Genomic DNA, 20976 nt, shown 5'->3' with positions numbered 1-20976 from the left:
AGCGTCCATCATGACCCCGTCGCCGATCCGCCCGACCTTCTCTCGTACGCCCTCGCGCCCGGCGCACCGAACCAAGTTGCTGGCGGCCTCCGCCCTCGTCAGCTCCCTGATGGGTGGCGTGGCGGCGATGCTGGCTCAGCCGGCGGTGGCTGGAACCCTGCCGGGCATTCCTAGCGCCGCCAACATCACGGTCTCGACCGGCGGCTCGCAGCCGGTGATCAGCTTTCCCGACGCCATCACGCTGCAGATCGAGCTGAACGCGCCCCGGACGGTCATCAACTGGACCGACCTGCACCTCAGCAGCGGCGACGCGATGAACTTCCTGTTCGACTCCGCCAGCGACATCGTCCTGAACAAGACCACCAGCCAGATCCGGTTCGACAACGGCAGCGTGGTGACCGGCAAGGTCGGGGCGGCGACGGCCGGCAATGTCTGGTTCTATTCGCCCCAGGGCGTGATCATTTCGCCGGGCGCGACCATGACCGCCGGCGGCTTCCTGTTCAGCAAGGGCTCGGGGCTGGTCGACGCCAGCTTCGTCGATTCCGCCGCGCCGCTGACCTTCCTGCGCTCGACCGCCGACGCGCTGATCCAGATGACCACGATCAGCTCGGCGACCAGCGCCTCGATCAACAGCAGCGGCGACGTCGTGCTCAGCGCCTCCAGCGGCGCCCTCAACGTCTCCACCGCGGTGGGCGCCACGGTGGACATCTCCACCACCTCGGGTTCGATCACCGCCAGCGAGGTCGTCGCCACCAGCGGCGCGGCCAGCGTCGCCGCCGGCGGCCCCGGCGCGACCGTCACCCAGATCACCGGCGCCACCGGCGTCACGGTCTCGTCGAGCGCCAACACCTCGGTCGGCGCGGCCACGACCACGACCTCGGGCGACATCCTGCTCACCAGCAACGGTTCGGCGTCGCTGACCCTGGGCAATTCGGCGCGCGACGTCACCATCAGCGCTCCGCAGGTCTTCGTGAGCACGATCGACGCGGCGCGCGACGTGTTCGTGACCGGTTCGACGACCGCCTATGTGACCAACCGCATCTTCGCCGGGGACGACATCGAGATCACGGCTTCGGCCGGCGACGTCTCGGCCGGCGGCGCCTATCTGAAATCGACCGGCCTTGGCGCCAGCGACGACGCGCACATCCTGCTGCGCTCCGACACCGGCTCGGTCAACGCCGGCAACACCTTGCTGACCCAGGGAACCGGCGCGCAGGCCGGCGACATCACCATCCAGGCGGCGACGACCGCGAGCCTGGGCACGGCCAGTTCCACCCGCGACATCAAGGTCAGCGGAACCTCCGCCAGCCTGAGCAACGGCTCGGCGGCGCGCGATATCACCATCACCGCCACCAGCGGCAACGCCACCGTCGTCACTGCGGCCACGGCCGGCGACGACGTCGAGGTCACGACCACCTCGGGCGACGTCCTGGCCAGCGGCGCGACGCTGAAGTCGACCGGCGCCGGGGCGGCCGACGACGCCCACGTGCTGGCCAGGTCGAGCGACGGCGCGGTCAATGTCGGTGCGGCCATAACCCAGGGCGCGGGCGCGACGGCGGGCGACGTCACCCTTGACGCGGGCGGAACGATCACCGCCGGTTCGCTGACGGCGACGCGCGACGTGAAGGCGGTCGCGGCGGGCGATATCGACGTGACTTCGGCCACGTCCGCCCGCGACATCACCATCACCTCCAATGGCGGCCAGGCGATCCTGCGCGCCGCGACGCTGACGGGTTCAGGCTCCGGCCACGATCTATCGATCACGGCGGTCGGCAATGCGGTGCTGGGCGATCCGGACTACACGGCGATCACGACGGCCAACCTCTTCAGCCGCACCGGCGGCAACACCGGCACGGCCAGCGTCAAGTCGACGGGCGGCGTCGCCATGGTCCACCTCGACACCAGCGCCCTGATCGACACCCTGGAGGGGGCCGATGTCGACGTAACCGTCGCTAGCGGCCTGGCGAGCTTCGGTACGATCACCGCCCTGACCGGCAACCTTTACGCCGAGACCTACGACGGCGGCCTGACCGTCGGTTCGGCCACGGCCAACAGCGGCACGTTGGACCTCTATGTCGCCGGCGGCGACCTGACGATCACCGGTTCGGTCCATGGCGGCGGCGCCACCCATCTGGAGACGGACGGCCTGCTGGACGGGACGGCGGCGACGCTGATCTCCAGCGGCGACGACCTGACCCTGATCGGCGGCAGCGTCGACGTGGGCGAGGTGACGGCTGCTCTGGCGCTGGACGCCACCGCCGCGACCGGAAACATTGTCGTCCAGAAGGCCGTGGCGGGCGAGACCGTCGTGGTGGCCGCGATCAATGGCGACGCGACGCTGCGCGGCGCCGAGGGGCCAGACGGCGTCACGGTGCTGGCCATGAACAAGGCCACCTTCGGGGCCGACGACAAGGCCTCGATCACCACCGCCAACTACGCGATCACCAATCCCAGCTGCGGTTGCGGCACGGACGGCCTGCAGGTCATGTCGTATGACGGCGACGTCGTGGTCAACATCAACTCGGCCAGCAACGGGATCGCCTTGGTCGGGGCGGCGATCGACGGCAGCGCGACCGTCGTCCAGAAGACCGGCGACCTGGTGATCGGCGAGCTGGCGGCCTACGACATCACGATCGAGGCGATGGCTGGCACGCTGGACGTCAGCGCCATCAGCAGCGGCGGCGACTACACGGTCACCGCCCAGGGCTTCGTGGGCGATGCGCTGACGCCGTATCCGTTCTTCGGCGACCTGCGCGACGTCACCATCACCGACACCCTGGGCGACCTCGACCTGGGAACCCTGAGCCTCCATGCCGGCCGCAAGCTGACCATCACGGCCCAGGACGGCGCGGTGAAGGGTCTGGCTCTGCTGGACGCGGGCACGGGAGCCGGGGACGGCGAGGTCAAGGTGACCGGCGCCGGGATCGCGCTCGACACGGTGCAAAGCGACGGCGACGTCACCCTGGACGCCGGGACAGCCCTCGTGAACGTGGCGACCAGCGTCAGTGTCGATGGAGCCTATAGCCTGACCGGTGGCTCCTTCTCGGCCGGGGCGCTGGCGCCGCTCGGCGTCAAGGCGGGATCCTGGACCATCATCGACAAGGCCGGCAGCTTCGATTTCAGCGCCAGTCCCCTGCAGTACGGCGGTGGGATCAGCGTCACCGTGAACGCGGGCGCCATCATCGGCGGCGACATCACCAGCGACACCGGCGACATCTATGTCGAAGCCGACAGCGGTCAGTTGGGGGCGTTGGACGGGGCGGCGGGCCAGGTCAGGGCGATCGCCAATGTCGGCGGCATGTCGGTGGCGTCGGCCACGGGCGCGGACCTGATCCAGGTTTCGGCGACCAACGGCGCGGCCAGCCTGGGAGCGGCGGTCCTTACGGGAACCAGCGCCAACAGCCTGAAGGTGCACGCCGCCAGTGGCGACGTGGTGCTGGGCGCGGCGACGCCGGGCGCGATCACCGCGGCCAACATCGTAACGTCAGCGGGCGCCAGCACGATCGTCGAAGCTTCCGCCCCGGCCGGCTCTGTCGACGTCAACCTGGACCACACGACCACAGCTGACCTGACCACGATCGAGGGGCTGGGCCCGGTCAACATCAAGGTGCTCAACGGCTCGCAACGCATCGTCGCCGCGCGCTCGACGACCGGCTCGGTCCAGATCGACGGCCCCAGCGGCGGCCTGACGGTGGACGAACTGAGCGCGGGCGCTGACTCCCGGGTGAACGGCGGCGGCGACACGCGGCTGGTCTCGGCCCTCGTCGATGGCGACCTGACGGTAACCTCTGCGACGGGCGCTCTGCGCTTCGGCGACGCGACGCCCGGCCGGGTGATCGACGTCAGCGGCGCGCTGACCCTGGATGCGGCGACCGACGTCGCCCAGCAGGGCGTGCTGAAGGCCAACGCGCTGGGCGTGACCTCGGGAACGGGCGTCGTCCTGCTGGGTGCCAACGAGGTCTCCTACCTGGACACGGTCAGCGTCACGGCCGGCGGTTTCGCCTTCAACGACACCCTGGCCTTCGACCTCTACGGTCCGATCACCGCGATCGGCCAGACGGTGGACCTGCGTTCGGCCCACGCCATCGGCCAGGTCTCGACCGGGATTATTACCGCCCAGACCCTGACCGGGTCGTCGGTCGGTGGCGCGAACTTCGGCGCCGCCAATCAGGTGGCGCAACTGGGCGACTTCACCAATACCGGCGGCCTGCTGAAGCTGGTCGACGGCCGCTCGCTGACCATCACCGGAACCGTGCTGAGCACGGGGACGTTGGCCCTGACCTCGCATGCCGGCATGACCTTCGCCAGCACCGGCAAGGTGACGGCCGACGGGGCGGGCGACGCGATCGTGTTGGCCTCGGACGGAACCTTCACCAATGCGCGCGGCGCCGACGCGGTGACCGCAAGCAACGCCGCCGGCCGCTGGCTGATCTACACCCAGGCGGTCGGTGACGCGTCCGGCTCGACGGCGGCCAACAGCTTCAACGGCCTGGCGGGCAAGAGCTTCTACGGCTCGGCCTATGACTTCTCCAACGAAACCCTCGCCGTCGCCCCCAACGCCGGCAACCGCTTCGTCTACGCCTACCAGCCGACCCTGACGGTGACGCCGGTCAGCCAGACCGTGACCTACAACGGCGCGGTTCCGACCACCTCGGCGACGATCACCGGCCTGGTCAACGGCGACCTTGCGGCCGACGCCTGGTCGGGCGCGGCCACGGTTTCAGGCGCGACCAGCAGGAATGTCGGGACCTATGTCCTGACCGCCGGCGCGGGGACCCTGGCTTCGGACCTCAACTACGCCTTCGCGTACGGGACGGGTTCGCTGCGCATCGATCCCAAGGTTCTGACCGGCGTCCTGACGGCTGACGACAAGACCTATGACCGCAGCACCGCCGCCACGGGCGTGGTGGCCCTGGCCGGGGTGATCTCGGGCGACACGGTCGGGGCGGCCGGAGCCTATGCGTTCGACGACTGGAACGCCGGAACGGGCAAGACCGTGACCGCCTCGGCCGTGACCCTGTCGGGCGGCGACGCCGGCAACTACAGCTTGGGCGTGGTGTCGTCCGACACGGCCGACATCTTCAAGAAGGCGATCTCCGGGGCCCTGTCAGCCGACGACAAGACCTATGACCGCAGCACCAGCGCCACCGGCGTGGTGACTCTGGCAGGCGTGATCTCGGGCGACACGGTCGGGGCCGGCGGGACCTATGCCTTCGGCGACTGGAACGCCGGAACGGGCAAGACCGTCACCGCCTCGGGCGTGACCCTGTCGGGCGGCGACGCCGGTAACTACAGCCTGGGCGCGGTGTCGTCCGACACGGCCGACATCTTCAAGAAGGCGATCACCGGCGCCCTGACGGCGAACGACAAGACCTATGACCGCAGCACCGCCGCCACGGGCGTAGTGACCCTGTCCGGGGTGATCTCGGGCGACACGGTCGGGGCGGCTGGGACCTACGCGTTCGGCGACTGGAACGCCGGAACGGGCAAGACCGTCACCGCCTCGGGCGTGACCCTGTCGGGCGGCGATGCGGGTAACTACAGCCTGGGCGTGGTGTCGTCCGACACGGCCGACATCTTCAAGAAGACCATCACCGGCGCCCTGACGGCGAACGACAAGACCTATGACCGCAGTACCGCCGCCACGGGCGTAGTGACCCTGTCCGGGGTGATCTCGGGCGACACGGTCGGGGCAGCTGGGACCTACGCGTTCGGCGACTGGAACGCCGGAACGGGCAAGACCGTCACCGCCTCGGGCGTGACCCTGTCGGGCGGCGATGCGGGTAACTACAGCCTGGGCGTGGTGTCGTCCGACACGGCCGACATCTTCAAGAAGACCATCACCGGCGCCCTGACCGCCAGCAACAAGACCTATGACGGCGCGACGACCGCCAGCGGCGTGATCGGCCTGACCGGCGTCGTGACCGGCGACACCGTCTCGGCCGCCGGCGTATACGCCTTCGCCGACAGGAACGCGGGCGCGGGCAAGACCGTGACGGTGTCTGGCGCGACCCTGGCCGGGCTCGACGCGGCCAACTACAGCCTGAGCGGCGTCAGCACCGGCCTGGCCGACATCCTGCGCCGGTCGGTGACGGTGTCCGCGGACGATACGTTCAAGGTTCAGGGCCATTTCGACCCGACCCTGACCTATCGCATCACGGTGGGCGACCTGGTGGCGGGCGACGCCTTCTCGGGCGGCCTGACCCGAGGCGCCGGCGAGACGGCCGGCGCCTATGCGATCACGCGCGGAACCCTGGGTTTGTCGGCCAACTACGACCTGACCTTTACGGGCGCGGTGTTCACGATCGATCCGCTGCCGCCCGCCGAGCAGAACGCCTCGACGACGCTCAAGCATCTCAACGCCTCGCCGGACTTCACCCTGGACTGGGATCCCGAGCTCAAGCTGGAAACCCAGGGGGCGGGCTGCCCGGGCGAAGGCTGTCCGCCGCAGCCCGCGACGGTGGCTTTGCTGCATTAGCGCCGCCGCGCGGCGGCCGCCCGCAGTACGACCGATCCTGACGTCGATCGACGGCATCTTTGCCACCGAGCGGCGACTCGCGATCTGTAGGGCGTCGCATCGCGCGAGGATTCATCATGACCCCTGAGGCCTTTTCGACCCTGGCCGCCCGTCTGGGCGCGGCCGTGCAGGTGCGGCCCGTGCTCGACACCGTCCAGTTCCGGGTGGGCGGCCGCGCGTTCGCGACCCTGGGCTGGCCGGAAGCCGGCTGGGCCGTGGTCAAGCTGAGCCTGAAGGATCAGGCCGCGGCCCTGGCGATGAGCGATGCGGTGGCGATCGAGCCGAAGCGCCCGCGCGGCTCCGGCGTCACCCTGGTCTGGCTCAAGGGGATCGACGAGGACACGATGGCCTACATCCTGGCCGCCGCCTTCGGCGTGGCCTACGCCAAGGCCGCGCGCTCGCGAGCGGGCAGGGGGCGCGGCGCCATGCTCGGCGCGGCCAAGGGAGCGGCGTGAGGTCATGAGCGCAGGCGTGAAGATCGTGGCCGTGCTGGCCGCCCGCGAGGGCAAGGGCGCGGCTTTGGAGGCGCTGTTGCTGGGCATGGCCGGGGCCTGCCGGGCCGAGCCGGGCAATCTGCGCTGGGACGTCTGGCGCGACCAGGCTGATCCGACGCGGTTCGTGCTCGACGAACTCTATGTCGACAACGCAGCGGTGGCGGCTCACCGGGCCAGTCCGCACTTCGCGGCCTATCTGGCGAGAATCGGCGATCTGGCCGAGCGCACGTCCCTGGTGCTCGATCCGGCCGACCTGGGGTAAGGCTCAGACGCGAGATACGCGCGTGTCAGGCGAAATTCCCCAGGTTCCTGGCGCCTGACGGCAATATCGTATTTGCGTCCGTCGCCGGGATATGGTGGTGACAAAGCAGGTCCGCCGGCCAAGTCCAGCGGATCAGCGCCAGTCGGGCGCGTCCGGTAATGCGTAGGGGAGGTCGAGGCTGTCGGGGGTCCAGCAAGCGCCGTCTTTGCTGGCGCTTTATGAAGAAAAGCGCCTGAGCCTCGTACGCCTGTTCACCGCGCGGCTGCGTTCGCGCGCCGAGGCCGAAGATCTCGTCCAGGAACTCTATTTCAAGGTCACGGCCATCGAGGGTGACGCCGCGTCGGCCGGCGGCGGCGCGGCCCTGCTTTATCGCATGGCCGAGAACCTGATGCTGGATCGCCTGCGCAGCGCCCAGCGCGGCCAGGCGCGCGATGAGCACTGGCGGCGCACCCAGGGCGGCGAAGGCCTGGTGGACGGCGACCAGCCCGCCGACGCGCCGTCGGCCGAGGCCGTGGTCGAGAGCCGCCAGCGGCTGGCCATCGTGCTGAACGTGCTCGAAGAGCTGTCGCCACCGGTCGCGCGCGCCTTCCGCCTGCACAAGCTGGAGGGGCTCAGCCATTCGGAAACCGCCACGGCCATGGGCGTGAGCCGCAGTTCGGTGGAAAAGTACGTAAGCTCGGCCTTGAAAGCCGTCGCCAGGAGGCTGCATGAGGAGTCGTGACGCGGCCTGCGGGTTTTTTGACGAACTTTCTGGAGGGGATCGTTCGTCGGCGACGTCTACTGTATGGGCGAGCGTCGATGGGCGCGGGGACAGGGTGGCATGAGCCTTTCGCGAAGGAACATGGATGAAGCCGTCGATTGGCTGGTTCGCCTGCAAGGCGAAACGGTCGACGCCGACGACTGGCTTGCCTTCGACGCCTGGTTGAACGCCGCGCCGGAGCACGGCGAGGCCTATGACGTCGTCGCCGCCCAGGATGAGGAACTCAAGCGTCTGTCGGCCGTCTCGCCGTCGGCCGTGGTCACCCCGCTTCGTCCGCGGCCGTCGCGCCGTGCGTGGCTGTGGAGCGGTGGCGCGGCGCTGGCCGCCGCCTTCGTCGCGGCGGCGGTGCTGGGTCCGGGCCTGCTGAATTCGCCGGCCGAGACGATCTATTCCACGGGCAAGGGCGAGCGCCGGACGATCGCGCTCGAAGACGGCTCGCATGTCGATCTCGCGCCGGGCTCGCGCATGGTCGTGCGGTTCACGCACGGCGAGCGCCACGTCGACCTGGGCGACGCCCAGGCGATCTTCGACGTCACCAAGGATCCGTCGCGGCCCTTCGTCATCGCGGCCGGCGACACGCGAGTGCGGGTGGTCGGCACCCGATTCGACGTGCGTCATCGCGACGGACGGGTCTCGGTGGGCGTCGAACGCGGCCTAGTCGAGGTGTCGCCGGGCGACTCGAAGACCTATCGTCTGCCGCCCGGACGCGGCCTGACGCATGTCGAAGGCGCCAATGACGCCAAGCTCGCCGATCTGGCGCCGGGCGAGGCCACGGCCTGGCGGAACGGGCGATTGATCTATCGCGACAGGCCTTTGACCGAGGTGGCGGGCGATCTGAATCGCCTGTTCGACAAGCCCGTGCGCATCGTGGACGGGAAAGCCGGGGGGATGCGACTTTCCGGCGTGTTGATCGTTGATGGCCAGGATGCGATGGTCTCGCGCTTGGCTAAGCTCTTGCCGTTGGAAGTGGCGGTCGCGGATGACGCGATCGAACTCCGCGCGCGCTAGCGCCGCCAGAATTTTCTAGGCGGGCCTTTGCGGGCCAGGGGTGCGGCGGGGGCCATGCAGCGGGCAGGGGGACGAATGGCGCGGCCGCCCTGGCCGTCGCGACTCGCTCGCGTCCTGCTGGCGTCGGCCGCTGTCGCTGGCTTGGCCGCCGGTTCCGCCGCGGCCGCCGACATTACGCTCCACATCCCCGCCAAGAGCCGCAAGGACGCGCTGATCGACCTGGGTGTCCAGGCCGGGGTCAGCCTGGGCGGCGCTTCCAACTGCGGCGGCCGCGCGCCGGCCCTCGACGGCCGCATGTCGCTGCGCAAGGCGCTCGAAAGCCTGACGGCCGGCGGCGGCTGCGATTTCCAGATCATCGACGCGGTCACGGTCAAGATCGTAGCCCGAGCTGCGCCGCCTCCGCCCGCCGCGCCGCGCCCCTCGGCGCCGACCGAAGCCTCCACTCAGGTCGACAGCGTCCTCGTCAGCGCCACCAAGCGCGGCGCGCCGCTGAACGCCGCGCCCGGCGGGGTCAGCGTCGTGCGAGGCGAGCGCCTGCGGGAGCTCGACGCGGTCGACACCACCGGCGTTTCCCTGCGCACGGCCGGCTTCCTGACCACCAATCTCGGCGCGGCCCGCAACAAGATCATGCTGCGCGGCTTGTCGGACGGCGCCTTCACCGGGCGCACCCAGCAGACGGTGGGCACCTATCTCGACGACGTTCCTCTGACCTACAACGCGCCGGACCCCGACCTGCGGCTGATCGATGTCGAGCGGGTCGAGGTGCTGCGCGGGCCGCAGGGCGCGCTCTACGGCGGCGGTTCGCTGAGCGGCATCTACCGCATCGTCACGCGCCGGCCCGAGCTGAACCAGTGGTCGCTCGAGGCGCGGGCGGTCGGGGCCTCGACCGAATCCGGCTCGGCCAGCGGCAAGATCGAGGGCGTGCTCAACGTTCCGCTGGTCGCCGACCGCGCCGCCATGCGCCTGGCGCTCTTCGACGATGTCGACGGCGGCTATGTCGATGACGTGAACTTGCGTCTGTCGAACGTCGACCGCACCACCCGCAAGGGTGGACGCCTGGCGATGACGACAAGGCTCAGCGACAACTGGACGCTCGACCTGTCGACCGCCGCCCAGGACCTGGCCTCGAACGACACCCAGTACACGACCCCGGATCTGGGCGGCCATCGCCGCGCCAACCAGGTGCGCGAAACCCACGGCAACCGCTTCCGCGAAGCCGCCGCCACCGTGACGGGATCGGGCTCCTGGGGGCAGTTCGAGTCGTCGACCGGTTTCGTGCGCCACCGCTACGCCAGCCGCTACGACGCCACCGCCGCCGTCGAGCAGATGAGCGACACGGCCGTGGACCTGGGCCTGTTCGACGAGGGCAGCGACGTGCGCCTGTGGGTCGAGGACATGACCTGGACCTCGCCGTCCGACCGGCGGCTGACCTGGCTGCTGGGCATCTACGGCCTGGTCGGCGAGGAGCGCAGCCGGGGCGAACTGCGCGGCAGCACCTCGCGCCAGAGCCTGCGGCTGTACTACGACGAGACCCGCGTCGATCGCCGCCGCGAAGGCGCGCTCTACGGCGAGACGACCTGGGCCATCGGCGCCGGCTGGTCGGCCAGCGCCGGCGCGCGGGCCTCCGACAGCCGCGTGCGGACCGTCTCGTCGATCATCGCGCCGTCGCCGGGGCGGTCACGCGACTTCGACAAGGAAACCAGCTTCTCGGGCGTCTCGACCAAGCTCTCGATCCAGAAGAGCCTGAGCGGGGGAGGGATGATCTATGCCCTGACCTCCGAGGGCTACCGTTCGGGCGGGTTCAACTCCGGCGGCCTGACCCCGCCGTCGTCGAGCCTCGACCATTTCTCGCCCGATCACCTGCGCAACTACGAGATCGGCGCTAGCCTGCGCCCCCTGGCCGGCAGGCTGACTCTGCGGGCGGCGCTGTTCCACGACGTCTGGCGCGACATCCAGACCGACCAGTACCTGAGCTCGGGTCTGTCCTACACCGCCAATGTCGGCGACGCCCGCAACACCGGCCTGGAGCTGGAAGGTCTAGTGCGGTTGGGCCCGCGCTGGCAGCTGCAGGGCAACGCCCTGCTCAATCGGCCGCGGATGGTGCGGATCGCGCCCAGCTTCGCCTCGGTCAATGACGCGGCCCTGCCGGGTGTGCCCGACCTGTCGGCGGGCGCCACCCTTCGCTACGAGCGGCCGTGGGGAACACGGCGGATCGTGCTGACGACCGACGTCAACTATGTTGGCCGATCGCGCATGACCTTCGATCCGCGCTATTCGCCCGAGATGGGCGGTTACGTCACCGGCCGGCTGAGCGGCCAGCTGCGCGGCGACGACTGGAGCCTGGGCCTGGCGGTGACCAATCCGGCCAACACCTCGGGCGACACCTTCGCCTACGGCAATCCCTTCTATTTCGGCCAGGTGCGCCAGGTCACGCCGCTGCGTCCGCGCACATGGACCGTGGAACTCGCCAAGGCCTTCTGACGTTGTGTCGGGTTATCGTGCGTTTTCCTTGAGGGGGCGCCTTTCCGGCGCCGTCTGACCCATGACGGATCTGCGACACGCGGGTCCTCGGGGGAACTGCCGATGACCATACTCTCGGGCCTGGTCTGCGCTCACAACGAGGAAGCGCGCCTGGCCGACTGCCTGGCCGCCTTGTCGTTCTGCGACGAGATCGTCGTGGTGGCGGACCGCTGCTCGGACCGCACCGAAGCCATCGCCCGCCGCATGGGCGCGCGGGTGGTGTCGGGCATCTTCCCGGTGGAAGGCGTGCGCAAGACGGCCGGCGTTGCGGCTTGCCGTGGTCAATGGGTGTTCGAGCTGGACGCCGACGAGGGCGTGCCGCCCGAGCTGGCCCGCGAAATCCGCACCCTGGTCAATGCCGCCGACAGCGCTGACTGGTACCAGGTGCCGGTCGACAACTACATCGGCGAGCGCCTGGTCCGCCGTGGCTGGGGCGGCTCGTTCGGCGCCTCGTCGGTGGCGCGCCTGTTCCGCAACGGCGTCAAGACCTGGAAGAACGACCGCGTGCACCCCGGCACCGTGTTCACCGGCGAATGCGGCGGTCGCCTGCACGCCGCCATCGTCCACAAGGTCGACGACGACCTTCCCGACATGATCCAGCGCCTGAACCGCTACACCGACTTGCGCGCCCAGGACCTAGCCGACAAGGGCAAGGTCAAGGGCTTGGCCGACGACGCCTTCCGCGGCGTGCGCCGGTTCTTCAAGTGCTACGTCTCGCGCCAGGGCTACAAGGAAGGCGACTACGGTTTTGCGATCGCCGTGATGGCCGGCCTCTATCCGCTGCTGTCGAACCTGAAGGCGCGCGAACTGATGGCTTCCCGCCGCACCGTGGTGATCAGCGCCGAATCCGCGGGCGCCTCGGCGTCCGAACTGGTTCTCGGCCAGGCCGGATGATCGATCGCCTGCTCATCCTGGCCATGCTCGGCCCGGAGCTGGCGCTGTGGCGCCGCGCCGGACGCCGGCCCGTGGTCTGGTGGCGCGACGACGACGCCCGCCATACCGGGCCTGCGCTGACGCTGCTGCTGGGTATGTCGGCCCGCTATTCGGCGCCCCTGACCGTGGCGGCGATCCCCGACGGCGACCTTCCGGCCCTGGCCGGGGCCTGCGGCGTGACGCCGGGCGTCGAGCTGGCCATCCACGGCTTCCGGCACGAGAACCGCGCCCCGCCGGGACGGCCTTCGGGCGAGGTGATCGACGGCGACAGCCTCGCCGATGTACTAGCGTCGCTCGATACAGCGCTGGCCGCCTTCGCGCGCGCCGGGGTCAGGCCCTCGCTGTTCGTGCCGCCCTGGAACAACGTCCACCGCACCCTGGAGACGGCCCTGGCCGTCCGTGGCGTCGGCCTGTCGGGCTATGACGGGATGCTGGCGCCCGAGGCGCTGCCGCCGCGTATCGACGCCCACCTGGACATCATGCGCTGGAAACCGACGGCCCGGTTCAGGGGCGCGCGCCGGTTCCTGGATCGCGCGCGCCGCCTGCTGGCCGAGCGCCGTCGCAAGCGCGCCTGGAACGAACCCATCGGGCTGCTGACCCACCATCTTGATCACGACGAGGCCGCTTGGCGGTTCCTCGCCCTGATCCTGCCGGTTCTTCAGCCGCAAGCCAGGCCCTTGCTCTCGGCCGAGGTCGCTTCGCAGGCGGCCTGAGCGGCGCGAGATCCGCCGCGCAAGTGGCGGCTAGCCGAAACCTCCCACAACCGATAAGCACGCAGAGTTGCGTGAGCGTGTATGCTCTCGTGAGCGTTTCGGGGCGTCTTGGGGGCGTGAAAGTGTCGAGATACAGAGGCGTCGCGGGGGCGGCGTTGGTGATGGGGGCTGCTCTGCTGGGCGGTCCGGCCATCGGCGAGGAGCCGGCCAAGGCTCAGATCGTCCAGGCGGACGTGAACAAGGCTGACGTCAGCAAGGCCAAGCCGGCGCAGAAGGCGGTCGACCCGACCATCGCGCCCGATCCCGCCGTCCGCCAGGGCGTGCTGCCCAACGGCCTGCGCTACATGGTCATGCGCAACGCCGTGCCGAGCGGGGCGGTGTCGCTGCGCCTGGCCGTCGACGTCGGCAGCCTGGAAGAGAGCGACGCCGAGCGCGGCACGGCCCACTTCGTCGAGCACATGGCCTTCCGTTCGACCCGCCGCTATCCGGAAGGCGGTCCTGACCGGGTGTTCGCGCCGTGGGGCGTGGTGTTCGGCCGCGACCAGAACGCGGTCACCGACTACTTCTCGACCTCCTACATGCTCGACATGCCCAAGCCGGACGACGCCCAGCTGAAGACGGGTCTGGGCTGGCTGCGCGACGTGGCCGACGGCGTGATCTTCACCACCGACGGCGTGACCCGCGAGCGCGGCGTGGTGCTGGCCGAGATGGAGACGCGCGGCGGGCCGCAGATGGACGCGCAGCAGGCGATCTCGCGCTTTCAGGCCCCGGAGTCGCGCTCGGTGCAGCGGATGCCGATCGGCACGCGCAAGACGCTGGACGCGGCCACGCCCGTCAGCCTCAAGAAATTCTACGACGCCTGGTACCGGCCCGAGCACGCCGTGGTCACGGTGGTCGGCGACCGGCCGGTCGAGGCGCTGGAGGCGCTGGTCCGCGAGACCTTCTCCGACTGGAGCGGGCGCGGGCCCAAGCCGGTCCGGGCCCCGGTGACGATCACGCCCGCCAAGCGTGACCTGGACGCCTTCGCCATCGGCCACGAAAGCCTGCCGACGGCGATCAGCGTCTGCCGCCTGCGACCGGGCGTTCCGCCGCAGATCGACACGGTCGAGTTCCAGCGGCGCGAGATCATGTCCCAGGTCTGGCAGACGATCTTCAACCTGCGCCTGGCCCGCCGGGTCTCCGGCGGCGAGACCCACCTGCTGGGCGCCCTCGCGTTCGGGGCCCAGACCCGCGAAATGTCGGCGACCTGCATGGTCGCCATGCCCACCAACGACTCCTGGGAGGCCGCCCTGGCCGAGAGCCAGGCCGAGTTCAACCGCCTGGCCAAGACGCCGCCGACCGACATCGAGTTCGAAACCGCCGTCGAGAAGATCCGCTCGCTGGTGCGCGGCGCCAGCACCAACGCCGCTTCGCGCAAGTCGCCGGACCTGGCGTCCGGACTGCTGAGCAAGGCCCTGGCCGGGCAGGTCGCCCGCTCGCCGGCCGACTCCCTCTACGTCTTCGACCGCGCGGTCGAGGACGCCACGGTCGATGACATGCGCGCCGCCATGGCCGAGGACTGGTCGGGAACCGGGCCGCTGCTGTCGGTCACCGGCGCCAAGCCGCCGACCCGCGAGGCCCTGCTGGCCGCCTGGACCCGCAACGGCGACGCGGTCAGCGACGCGCCGCTCGTCAAGCCGGCCTCCAACGCCGTCTGGGCCTATGGCGACTTCGGTCCGGCGGGGCAGGTCGTCCGGCGCGAGACCATCGCCGATCCGGGCTTCGTGCGGCTGACCTTCGCCAACGGGCTCGTGCTGAACTTCAAGCAGACCGACGTCCAGCCCCACAAGATCGAGGTGCGCCTCAATTTCGGTGCGGGCCGCCGCGAGATCGCCGACAAGGACAACACCATCGCCGAGTTCGGCCTGGCGATGATGAGCAGCGGGGGTCTCGGCAAGCACAGCGCCGAGGACCTGGAGACGCTGTTCCCGACCGGCGGCCTGGTGAACTTCGACACCAATCTCGGGGTCACGACCTTCTCGATCGACACCTCGATCTTCGGCGACTCGCTGGGCCGGGAACTGGAGATCCTGGCTGCGTTCGTGACCGATCCGGGCTTCCGCAGCACGCTCGACGCGCGCCTGCCGACGGCGGCCGACCTGGCCTATCGTTCGATGCGCAGCATGCCGCCGTCCACGTTGTCGGACGCCATCGCCAAGCGGTTCGATCCCACCGGCGCCAGCAGCCTGCCGTCGCAATCCGAGCTCCTGGCGATCCGCTCGTCCGACTTCGCCCGCGTGCTGCGTCCGATCCTGACCACCGCGCCGCTGGAGCTGACCATCGCCGGCGACGTCGACGAGGCCACCGCCATCCGCGCCGCCGCCCGCACCTTCGGCGCCTTGCCGGCCCGCCCGGTGACCGATCGCGCGCGTCCGGACGTCCACTTCCTGAGCTATCCGGACGATCCCGTGCCGCCGATCCGCGTCGAGCACGGCGGCTCGGCCGACAAGGCCGCCGCGGCGCTGATCTGGCCGCTCTACGTCGCCTCGCCCGAGCGCCGGAAGGAGGAATACGCCCTGAAGCTCCTGGCCTCGGTGTTCGACACCGCGCTGCGCCGGCGCATCCGCGAGGAACTGGGCAAGACCTACGCCCCGGTCGTCTCGACCGCCACGCCCGACCATGGCGACCAGGGCGTGCTGGAAGTCTCGATCGAGGCCGATCCGAAGGACCTGGCCAATCTGGCGACCGAAGCCGAAGCCGTGGCGGCCCGCCTGCGCAACGGCGAGATCACCGAGCAGATGCTGACAGACGCCCGCCAGCCGATCCTGGCCACCATCCGCGCCAATCGCGAGACCACCGCCTGGTGGGCCGGCGCCATGGCCGGTTCGGCGACCGATCCGGCCGTTCTGCAGGAGGCCCTGCTGGTCGAGCCCCTGGTCACCTCCCTGACGGTCGAGGATCTGCGCGCGGCCGCGCGAACCTGGCTCAAGCGGCCGCCGATCGTCGGCTTCGCCTATCCCGCCGCCAACGCCAAGACCGCCGAAGTCTCGAAGGGAGCCGCCCGATGATCCGCCGCGCCCTTCACCCCGCCGTCCTGCTGATCGCCCTGGCCGCGACCGATGTGGCCCACGCCGCCGCCGATCCGCGCGAGGCGTGCCTGGCGGCCGACACCTCCAAGCGCCTCGTCGACCGCGAGGTCGTGGCGGCCGACTGCACCACGGCGCTGGACGCCGGCGTCCAGGACGTGTCGGTCAAGACCCGCCTGCTGGTGGCCCGCAGCAAGGCCCGCTGGCGGCTCGACCACGACGCCGATGCGCTGGCCGACGCCGACGCCGCGCTGAAGCTGTCGCCGGGCGATGTCGAGGCCCAGGTGGCGCGGGGCGCTGCCCTGTTCCATCTTGATCGCGACGACGAGGCCCTGGCCATTTTCGACGCCGTGCTGAAGGCCCATCCGGCGCATACCGACGCGCTGCTGTATCGCGGCCGCGTCAAGCAGTGGACCAAGCACGACGCGGCCGGCGCCCGCGCAGACTACGACGCCGCCATCGCCGCCGATCCCCGGTTCTACCGCGCCTATCTGCAGCGCGCCGACCTGCTGGAAAGCACGGACCCGGCCGCCGCCGAGCGCGACCTAAAGACGGCCATCGGCGTGACCGACGATCCGTACGGCGCCCAGCTGCGCCTGGGCGAACTCTACGAAGGCCAGGAACGCTACGCCGAGGCGCGCAAGCTCTACGACGTCATGGTCAAGGCCGATCCCCAGGACGGCTACGCGTTGAGCTACCGCTCGATCCTGCGGGGATCGACGGGCGACAAGTCCGGCGCCTTGCGCGACGCCAAGGAGGCCGTGCGGGTGGATCCCAAGGAGTCCCGCGGCTTCTACGCCCTCGGGGTCGCCTACGATCAGCTGGACCAGTTCGAGCCCGCCCGCGACGCCTATCGCGAGGCGCTGAAGATCGATCCCGACTATGCGCGGGTGCTGCGGGCTCTGGGCGAGCTGCTGCGTCGGAACAAGGTCTATGACGAGGGTCTGGTCGTGCTGAACAAGGCGCTCGAGCTGGACGCCAAGGACGCCGACGCCCGCTTCCAGCGCGCGCTGCTGCTGAACGCCAAGGGCGAGCCCGCCAAGGCGATGGCCGACTACGACGTGCTGATCGCCGACAAGGTCGAACACGCCGCCACTTACTACAACCGCGCCCTGCTGCTGAAGGATCAGGGCAAGTGGGAGGCGGCCCTGGCCGACTACCGCAAGGCCGCCGAGCTGGACCCGAAGGACCCCGACGCCCCCAACGGCGCCGGTGAGGCCCTGGGCGAGCTGAAGCGCGGCGACGAGGAACTGGCCGCCTACGCCGCCGCCCTGCGCATCGATCCGGCCAACGTCCAGGCCTATGTCAACATGGGCGTCGCCTATAACCAGCGGCAGGACTGGCCGCGGTCGCTGGACGCCTATCGCAACGCCGCCAAGCTGGCGCCCAAGCGGCCGGACCTGCAGATCGCGATCGCCGAACTGCTGGCGTGGCAGGGCGACGACAAGGGCGCCCGCAAGCTCTACGATAAGGCCATCGCCCTGAACCCCGACCGGGCCGCGAGCTGGGCCGCGCGGGCCGACTATCACCGTGACCAGGGACGCCCGAGCGACGCCCTGGCGGACTATGCCCGGGCGCTGAAGCTGGACCCGAACGACATCGACCTGCGGGTGACCCGCGCCAGCCTGCTGCGAAACCAGGACGACTTCGCCGGCGCCATGGCCGATCTCGACGCGGCCCTGGCCGTCGATCCGAAGTCGGCCTACGTGCACAACAACCGCGGCCTGGCCTATTTCGCCGCCAAGGACGACGCGGCGGCCCTGGCGGCCTATGAGGCGGCCATCGCGGCCAAGCCCGACTACGAGCCGGCCTACTACAACCGCGCCGACGTCTTCATCCGGCAGGACCGCTACGACCGCGCCATCCGCGATCTCAACGTCTCGCTGAAGCTGTCGCCGGGCGACGTCATGACCCTGACCCGCAAGGGCGCGGTCTACTGGTACCTGTCGGACTACCGCCGGGCGACCGAGGAACTGGACGCGGCCATCGCGGGCGATGCGACCTACGCCGACGCCTGGGAGTGGCGGTCCAAGGTCAAGGCCAGCCTGGGCGACACGGCCGGCGCGGCGCGCGACCTCGCGGAATCCAAGCGACTCTCCGGCGGCTGAAAAGGCCGGAAGCTAAAAGGCCCGAAGCCAGAAAAGGGAAGGGCGCCGTCCGCGAGGACGGCGCCCTTCTGTCGTCTAGAGCCGTTTTACAGGATCAGTTCAGGTCCAGGCGGTCGGCGTTCATCACCTTGTTCCAGGCCGCCACGAAGTCCTTGACGAACTTGCCCTGCGCATCGGCGCTGCCATAGACCTCGGCCAGGGCCCGAAGCTCGGCGTGGGAACCGAAGATCAGGTCGACGCGGGTCGCGGTCCAGCGCGGCTGGCTGTCCTTGCGGCCGTGCCCGGCGAAGGCGTTGACCGCCGTCGGGCTCCAGGTCGTGCCCATGTCCAGCAGGTTTACGAAGAAGTCGTTCGTCAGCTGGCCCGGACGGTTGGTGAAGACCCCGGCCTTCGAGCCGCCGGCGTTGGCGCCCAGCACCCGCAGCCCGCCGACCAGCGCCGTCAGCTCCGGTCCCGAAAGGCGCAGCAACTGCGCCCGGTCGACCAGGGCCTCTTCCGGGGCCATGAACTGCTCGCCTGCGCGGCGATAGTTGCGGAAGCCGTCCGACAGCGGCTCCAGCGGGGCGAAGGAGTCGGCGTCGGTCTGCTCGGCGCTGGCGTCGCCGCGCCCGGGGGCGAACGGCACCTCGACCGGCGTACCGGCGTCCTTGGCGGCCTTCTCGACCGCCGCCGCGCCGCCCAGCACGATCAGGTCGGCCAGCGAGATCTTCCTGCCGCCGGAGCCGTCGAACTCGTTCTTGATCCCTTCGAGCACGCCGAGAACCTTGGCCAGGACAGGCGGATCATTGACCTCCCAGTCCTTCTGCGGCGCCAGGCGGATGCGGGCGCCGTTGGCTCCGCCGCGCTTGTCCGAGCCCCGATAGGTCGAGGCCGAGGCCCAGGCCGTCGAGACCAGTTCGCCCACCGACAGGCCAGAGGCGAGGATCTTCTGCTTCAGCGCCGCGACGTCCGAGGCGTCGACCAGCGGATGGTCGGGCGCCGGAATCGGGTCCTGCCAGATCAGCGTCTCTTCCGGCACGAGCTTGCCGAGGTAGCGGGGCTTGGGGCCCATGTCGCGGTGGGTCAGCTTGAACCAGGCGCGGGCGAAGGCGTCGGCGAACTGGTCGGGGTTCTCCAGGAACCGGCGCGAGATCTTCTCGTATTCCGGGTCGAAGCGCAGGGCCAGGTCCGTGGTCAACATCCGCGGGACGTGGGTCTTGGACCCGTCGTAGGCGTCGGGGATGTCTGCCGGGGCGTCCTTGGCCCGCCATTGCTTGGCGCCGGCCGGGCTTTGGTGCAGCTCCCACTCGAACTTGAAGAGGTTCTCGAAGAAGTGGTTGCTCCACTTGGTCGGGGTCTGGGTCCAGATCACTTCCGGACCGCCGGTGATGGCGTCGGCGCCGATGCCGGTGCCGTGCTTGCTGGCCCAACCCAACCCTTGCGCCTCGATCTCGCCGCCCTCGGGCTCGACGCCGACGAAGGACGGGTCGCCCGCGCCGTGGGTCTTGCCGAAGCTGTGGCCGCCGGCGATCAGGGCGACGGTCTCCTCGTCGTTCATGGCCATGCGGGCGAAGGTGTCGCGGATGTCGCGCGCCGCCGCCTTCGGGTCGGGATTGCCGTTCGGGCCTTCCGGATTGACGTAGATCAGGCCCATCTGCACCGCGCCCAGGGCCGAGTGCAGCTGCCGCTCGCCACTGTAGCGCTCGTCGCCCAGCCACGAGCCTTCCGGACCCCAATAGAGCTCCTCGGGCTCCCACTGGTCGGCGCGACCGCCGCCGAAGCCGAAGGTCTTGAAGCCCATCGACTCCAGCGCGACGTTGCCGACCAGCACGTAGAGGTCGGCCCAGGAAAGCTTGGCGCCGTATTTCTGCTTGATCGGCCACAGCAGGCGCCGGGCCTTGTCGAGATTGGCGTTGTCCGGCCAGCTGTTGAGCGGGGCGAACCGCTGCTGGCCGCCGCCGGCGCCGCCGCGTCCGTCGGTGATCCGGTAGGTGCCGGCGCTGTGCCAGGCCAGGCGGATGAACAGGCCGCCATAGTGCCCGAAGTCCGCCGGCCACCAGTCCTGGCTGTCGGTCATCAGGGCGTGGAGGTCGGCGACCACCGCGTCGAGGTCCAGGCTCTTGAAGGCCTCGGCGTAGTCGAAGGACTCGCCCAGGGGATTGGACCGCGGCGAATGCTGATTTAGGCCTTCGAGGCGAAGGCTCTGGGGCCACCAGTCACGATTGCCGTGGCCGCGGCCGTGTCCGACGGGGCATTGGCCCTTCGCGCCGGTCTCGACATTCCCATCCATCGTCGCCTTCCTCCCTGGCTTATGTCTGCTGCTTGCCCCCGGCGCGTAGTCAACGCGCATCCGCCGATAGGTAAAATTGATTGTTCCTATCATCGCGATAGACGCCGCCAACTGAAGCGGGGTCGAGCTCCAGATATTGCTGCAAGTAAATCGCAAGAGCATTTGAGCGCGGTGCGACGATTACGCCGGGCGCGGAGGAACTGCTCCAATCGCGTCACCGCAGCGGGACTGTCATGAAATCGGTCTAGGCATGCCGGCCAACCGAGGCGTCGGCCGGTCTTCGAACCGGTCGCGCCGTCCAACCTCCAGCGAGCGGATCAGGCCAGT

At 69.9% G+C, this 20976-nt stretch carries 11 protein-coding genes; 10 read left to right on the top strand and 1 reads right to left on the bottom strand.

The window, feature by feature from the left end; genetic code table 11:
- Positions 1–10 precede the first annotated feature (10 nt).
- From AC2YHT_RS09865 to AC2YHT_RS09820, 10 genes are all read left to right on the top strand, one after another.
- Positions 11–6478 (top strand): YDG domain-containing protein, encoded by a 6468-nt coding sequence (locus AC2YHT_RS09865; RefSeq protein ID WP_487289468.1) that lies wholly within the window; start codon positions 11–13, stop codon positions 6476–6478.
- Between the two features lie 116 nt (positions 6479–6594).
- Positions 6595–6972, top strand: a complete 378-nt coding sequence (locus AC2YHT_RS09860; protein ID WP_487289467.1) for an MmcQ/YjbR family DNA-binding protein — start codon at positions 6595–6597, stop codon at positions 6970–6972.
- Between the two features lie 4 nt (positions 6973–6976).
- Positions 6977–7273 carry a putative quinol monooxygenase gene (locus AC2YHT_RS09855; protein WP_487289466.1) on the top strand — a complete coding sequence of 99 codons (297 nt, stop codon included), beginning with the start codon at positions 6977–6979 and terminating at the stop codon, positions 7271–7273.
- A gap of 205 nt (positions 7274–7478) precedes the next feature.
- Positions 7479–7994, top strand: coding sequence for an RNA polymerase sigma factor (locus AC2YHT_RS09850; protein ID WP_487289465.1), 516 nt, complete (start codon positions 7479–7481; stop codon positions 7992–7994).
- A 63-nt stretch (positions 7995–8057) separates the two neighbouring features.
- Complete coding sequence (locus AC2YHT_RS09845; RefSeq protein WP_487289464.1) at positions 8058–9041, top strand: FecR family protein; 984 nt, start codon at positions 8058–8060, stop codon at positions 9039–9041.
- A gap of 141 nt (positions 9042–9182) precedes the next feature.
- Positions 9183–11522 (top strand): TonB-dependent receptor, encoded by a 2340-nt coding sequence (locus AC2YHT_RS09840; RefSeq protein ID WP_487289463.1) that lies wholly within the window; start codon positions 9183–9185, stop codon positions 11520–11522.
- 102 nt (positions 11523–11624) lie between these two features.
- A complete protein-coding gene (locus AC2YHT_RS09835) occupies positions 11625–12455 on the top strand; it encodes a glycosyltransferase family 2 protein (protein ID WP_487289461.1) in 831 nt (276 codons plus the stop codon).
- Complete coding sequence (locus tag AC2YHT_RS09830) at positions 12452–13207, top strand: polysaccharide deacetylase family protein (protein WP_487289460.1); 756 nt, start codon at positions 12452–12454, stop codon at positions 13205–13207. Before AC2YHT_RS09835 ends, AC2YHT_RS09830 begins: the two co-directional genes overlap by 4 nt.
- A 122-nt stretch (positions 13208–13329) precedes the next feature.
- Entirely contained in the window at positions 13330–16254 is a 2925-nt protein-coding gene (locus AC2YHT_RS09825; protein ID WP_487289459.1) for a M16 family metallopeptidase, read from the top strand.
- A complete protein-coding gene (locus tag AC2YHT_RS09820; protein ID WP_487289458.1) occupies positions 16251–18380 on the top strand; it encodes a tetratricopeptide repeat protein in 2130 nt (709 codons plus the stop codon). Before AC2YHT_RS09825 ends, AC2YHT_RS09820 begins: the two co-directional genes overlap by 4 nt.
- A gap of 94 nt (positions 18381–18474) precedes the next feature.
- Here the strand turns inward: AC2YHT_RS09820 and katG are convergent, their stop codons facing one another.
- Positions 18475–20709, bottom strand: a complete 2235-nt coding sequence (gene katG, locus AC2YHT_RS09815) for a catalase/peroxidase HPI (RefSeq protein ID WP_487289456.1) — start codon at positions 20707–20709, stop codon at positions 18475–18477.
- Positions 20710–20976: the final 267 nt, after the last annotated feature.

It is taken from the genome of Caulobacter sp. SRI_008, assembly GCF_057586355.1.
Note: the sequence above shows the minus strand (reverse complement) of the source record. Positions and strands in the feature narration are given on the sequence as shown.

Coding starts and splice junctions, on each gene's coding strand:
- AC2YHT_RS09860 (WP_487289467.1), top strand. CDS start 6,595: ATGACCCCTGAGGCCTTTTCGACCCTGGCCGCCCGTCTGGGCGCGGCC.
- katG (WP_487289456.1), bottom strand. CDS start 20,709: ATGCGCGTTGACTACGCGCCGGGGGCAAGCAGCAGACATAAGCCAGGG.
- AC2YHT_RS09830 (WP_487289460.1), top strand. CDS start 12,452: ATGATCGATCGCCTGCTCATCCTGGCCATGCTCGGCCCGGAGCTGGCG.
- AC2YHT_RS09845 (WP_487289464.1), top strand. CDS start 8,058: ATGGGCGAGCGTCGATGGGCGCGGGGACAGGGTGGCATGAGCCTTTCG.
- AC2YHT_RS09835 (WP_487289461.1), top strand. CDS start 11,625: ATGACCATACTCTCGGGCCTGGTCTGCGCTCACAACGAGGAAGCGCGC.
- AC2YHT_RS09820 (WP_487289458.1), top strand. CDS start 16,251: ATGATCCGCCGCGCCCTTCACCCCGCCGTCCTGCTGATCGCCCTGGCC.
- AC2YHT_RS09855 (WP_487289466.1), top strand. CDS start 6,977: ATGAGCGCAGGCGTGAAGATCGTGGCCGTGCTGGCCGCCCGCGAGGGC.
- AC2YHT_RS09865 (WP_487289468.1), top strand. CDS start 11: ATGACCCCGTCGCCGATCCGCCCGACCTTCTCTCGTACGCCCTCGCGC.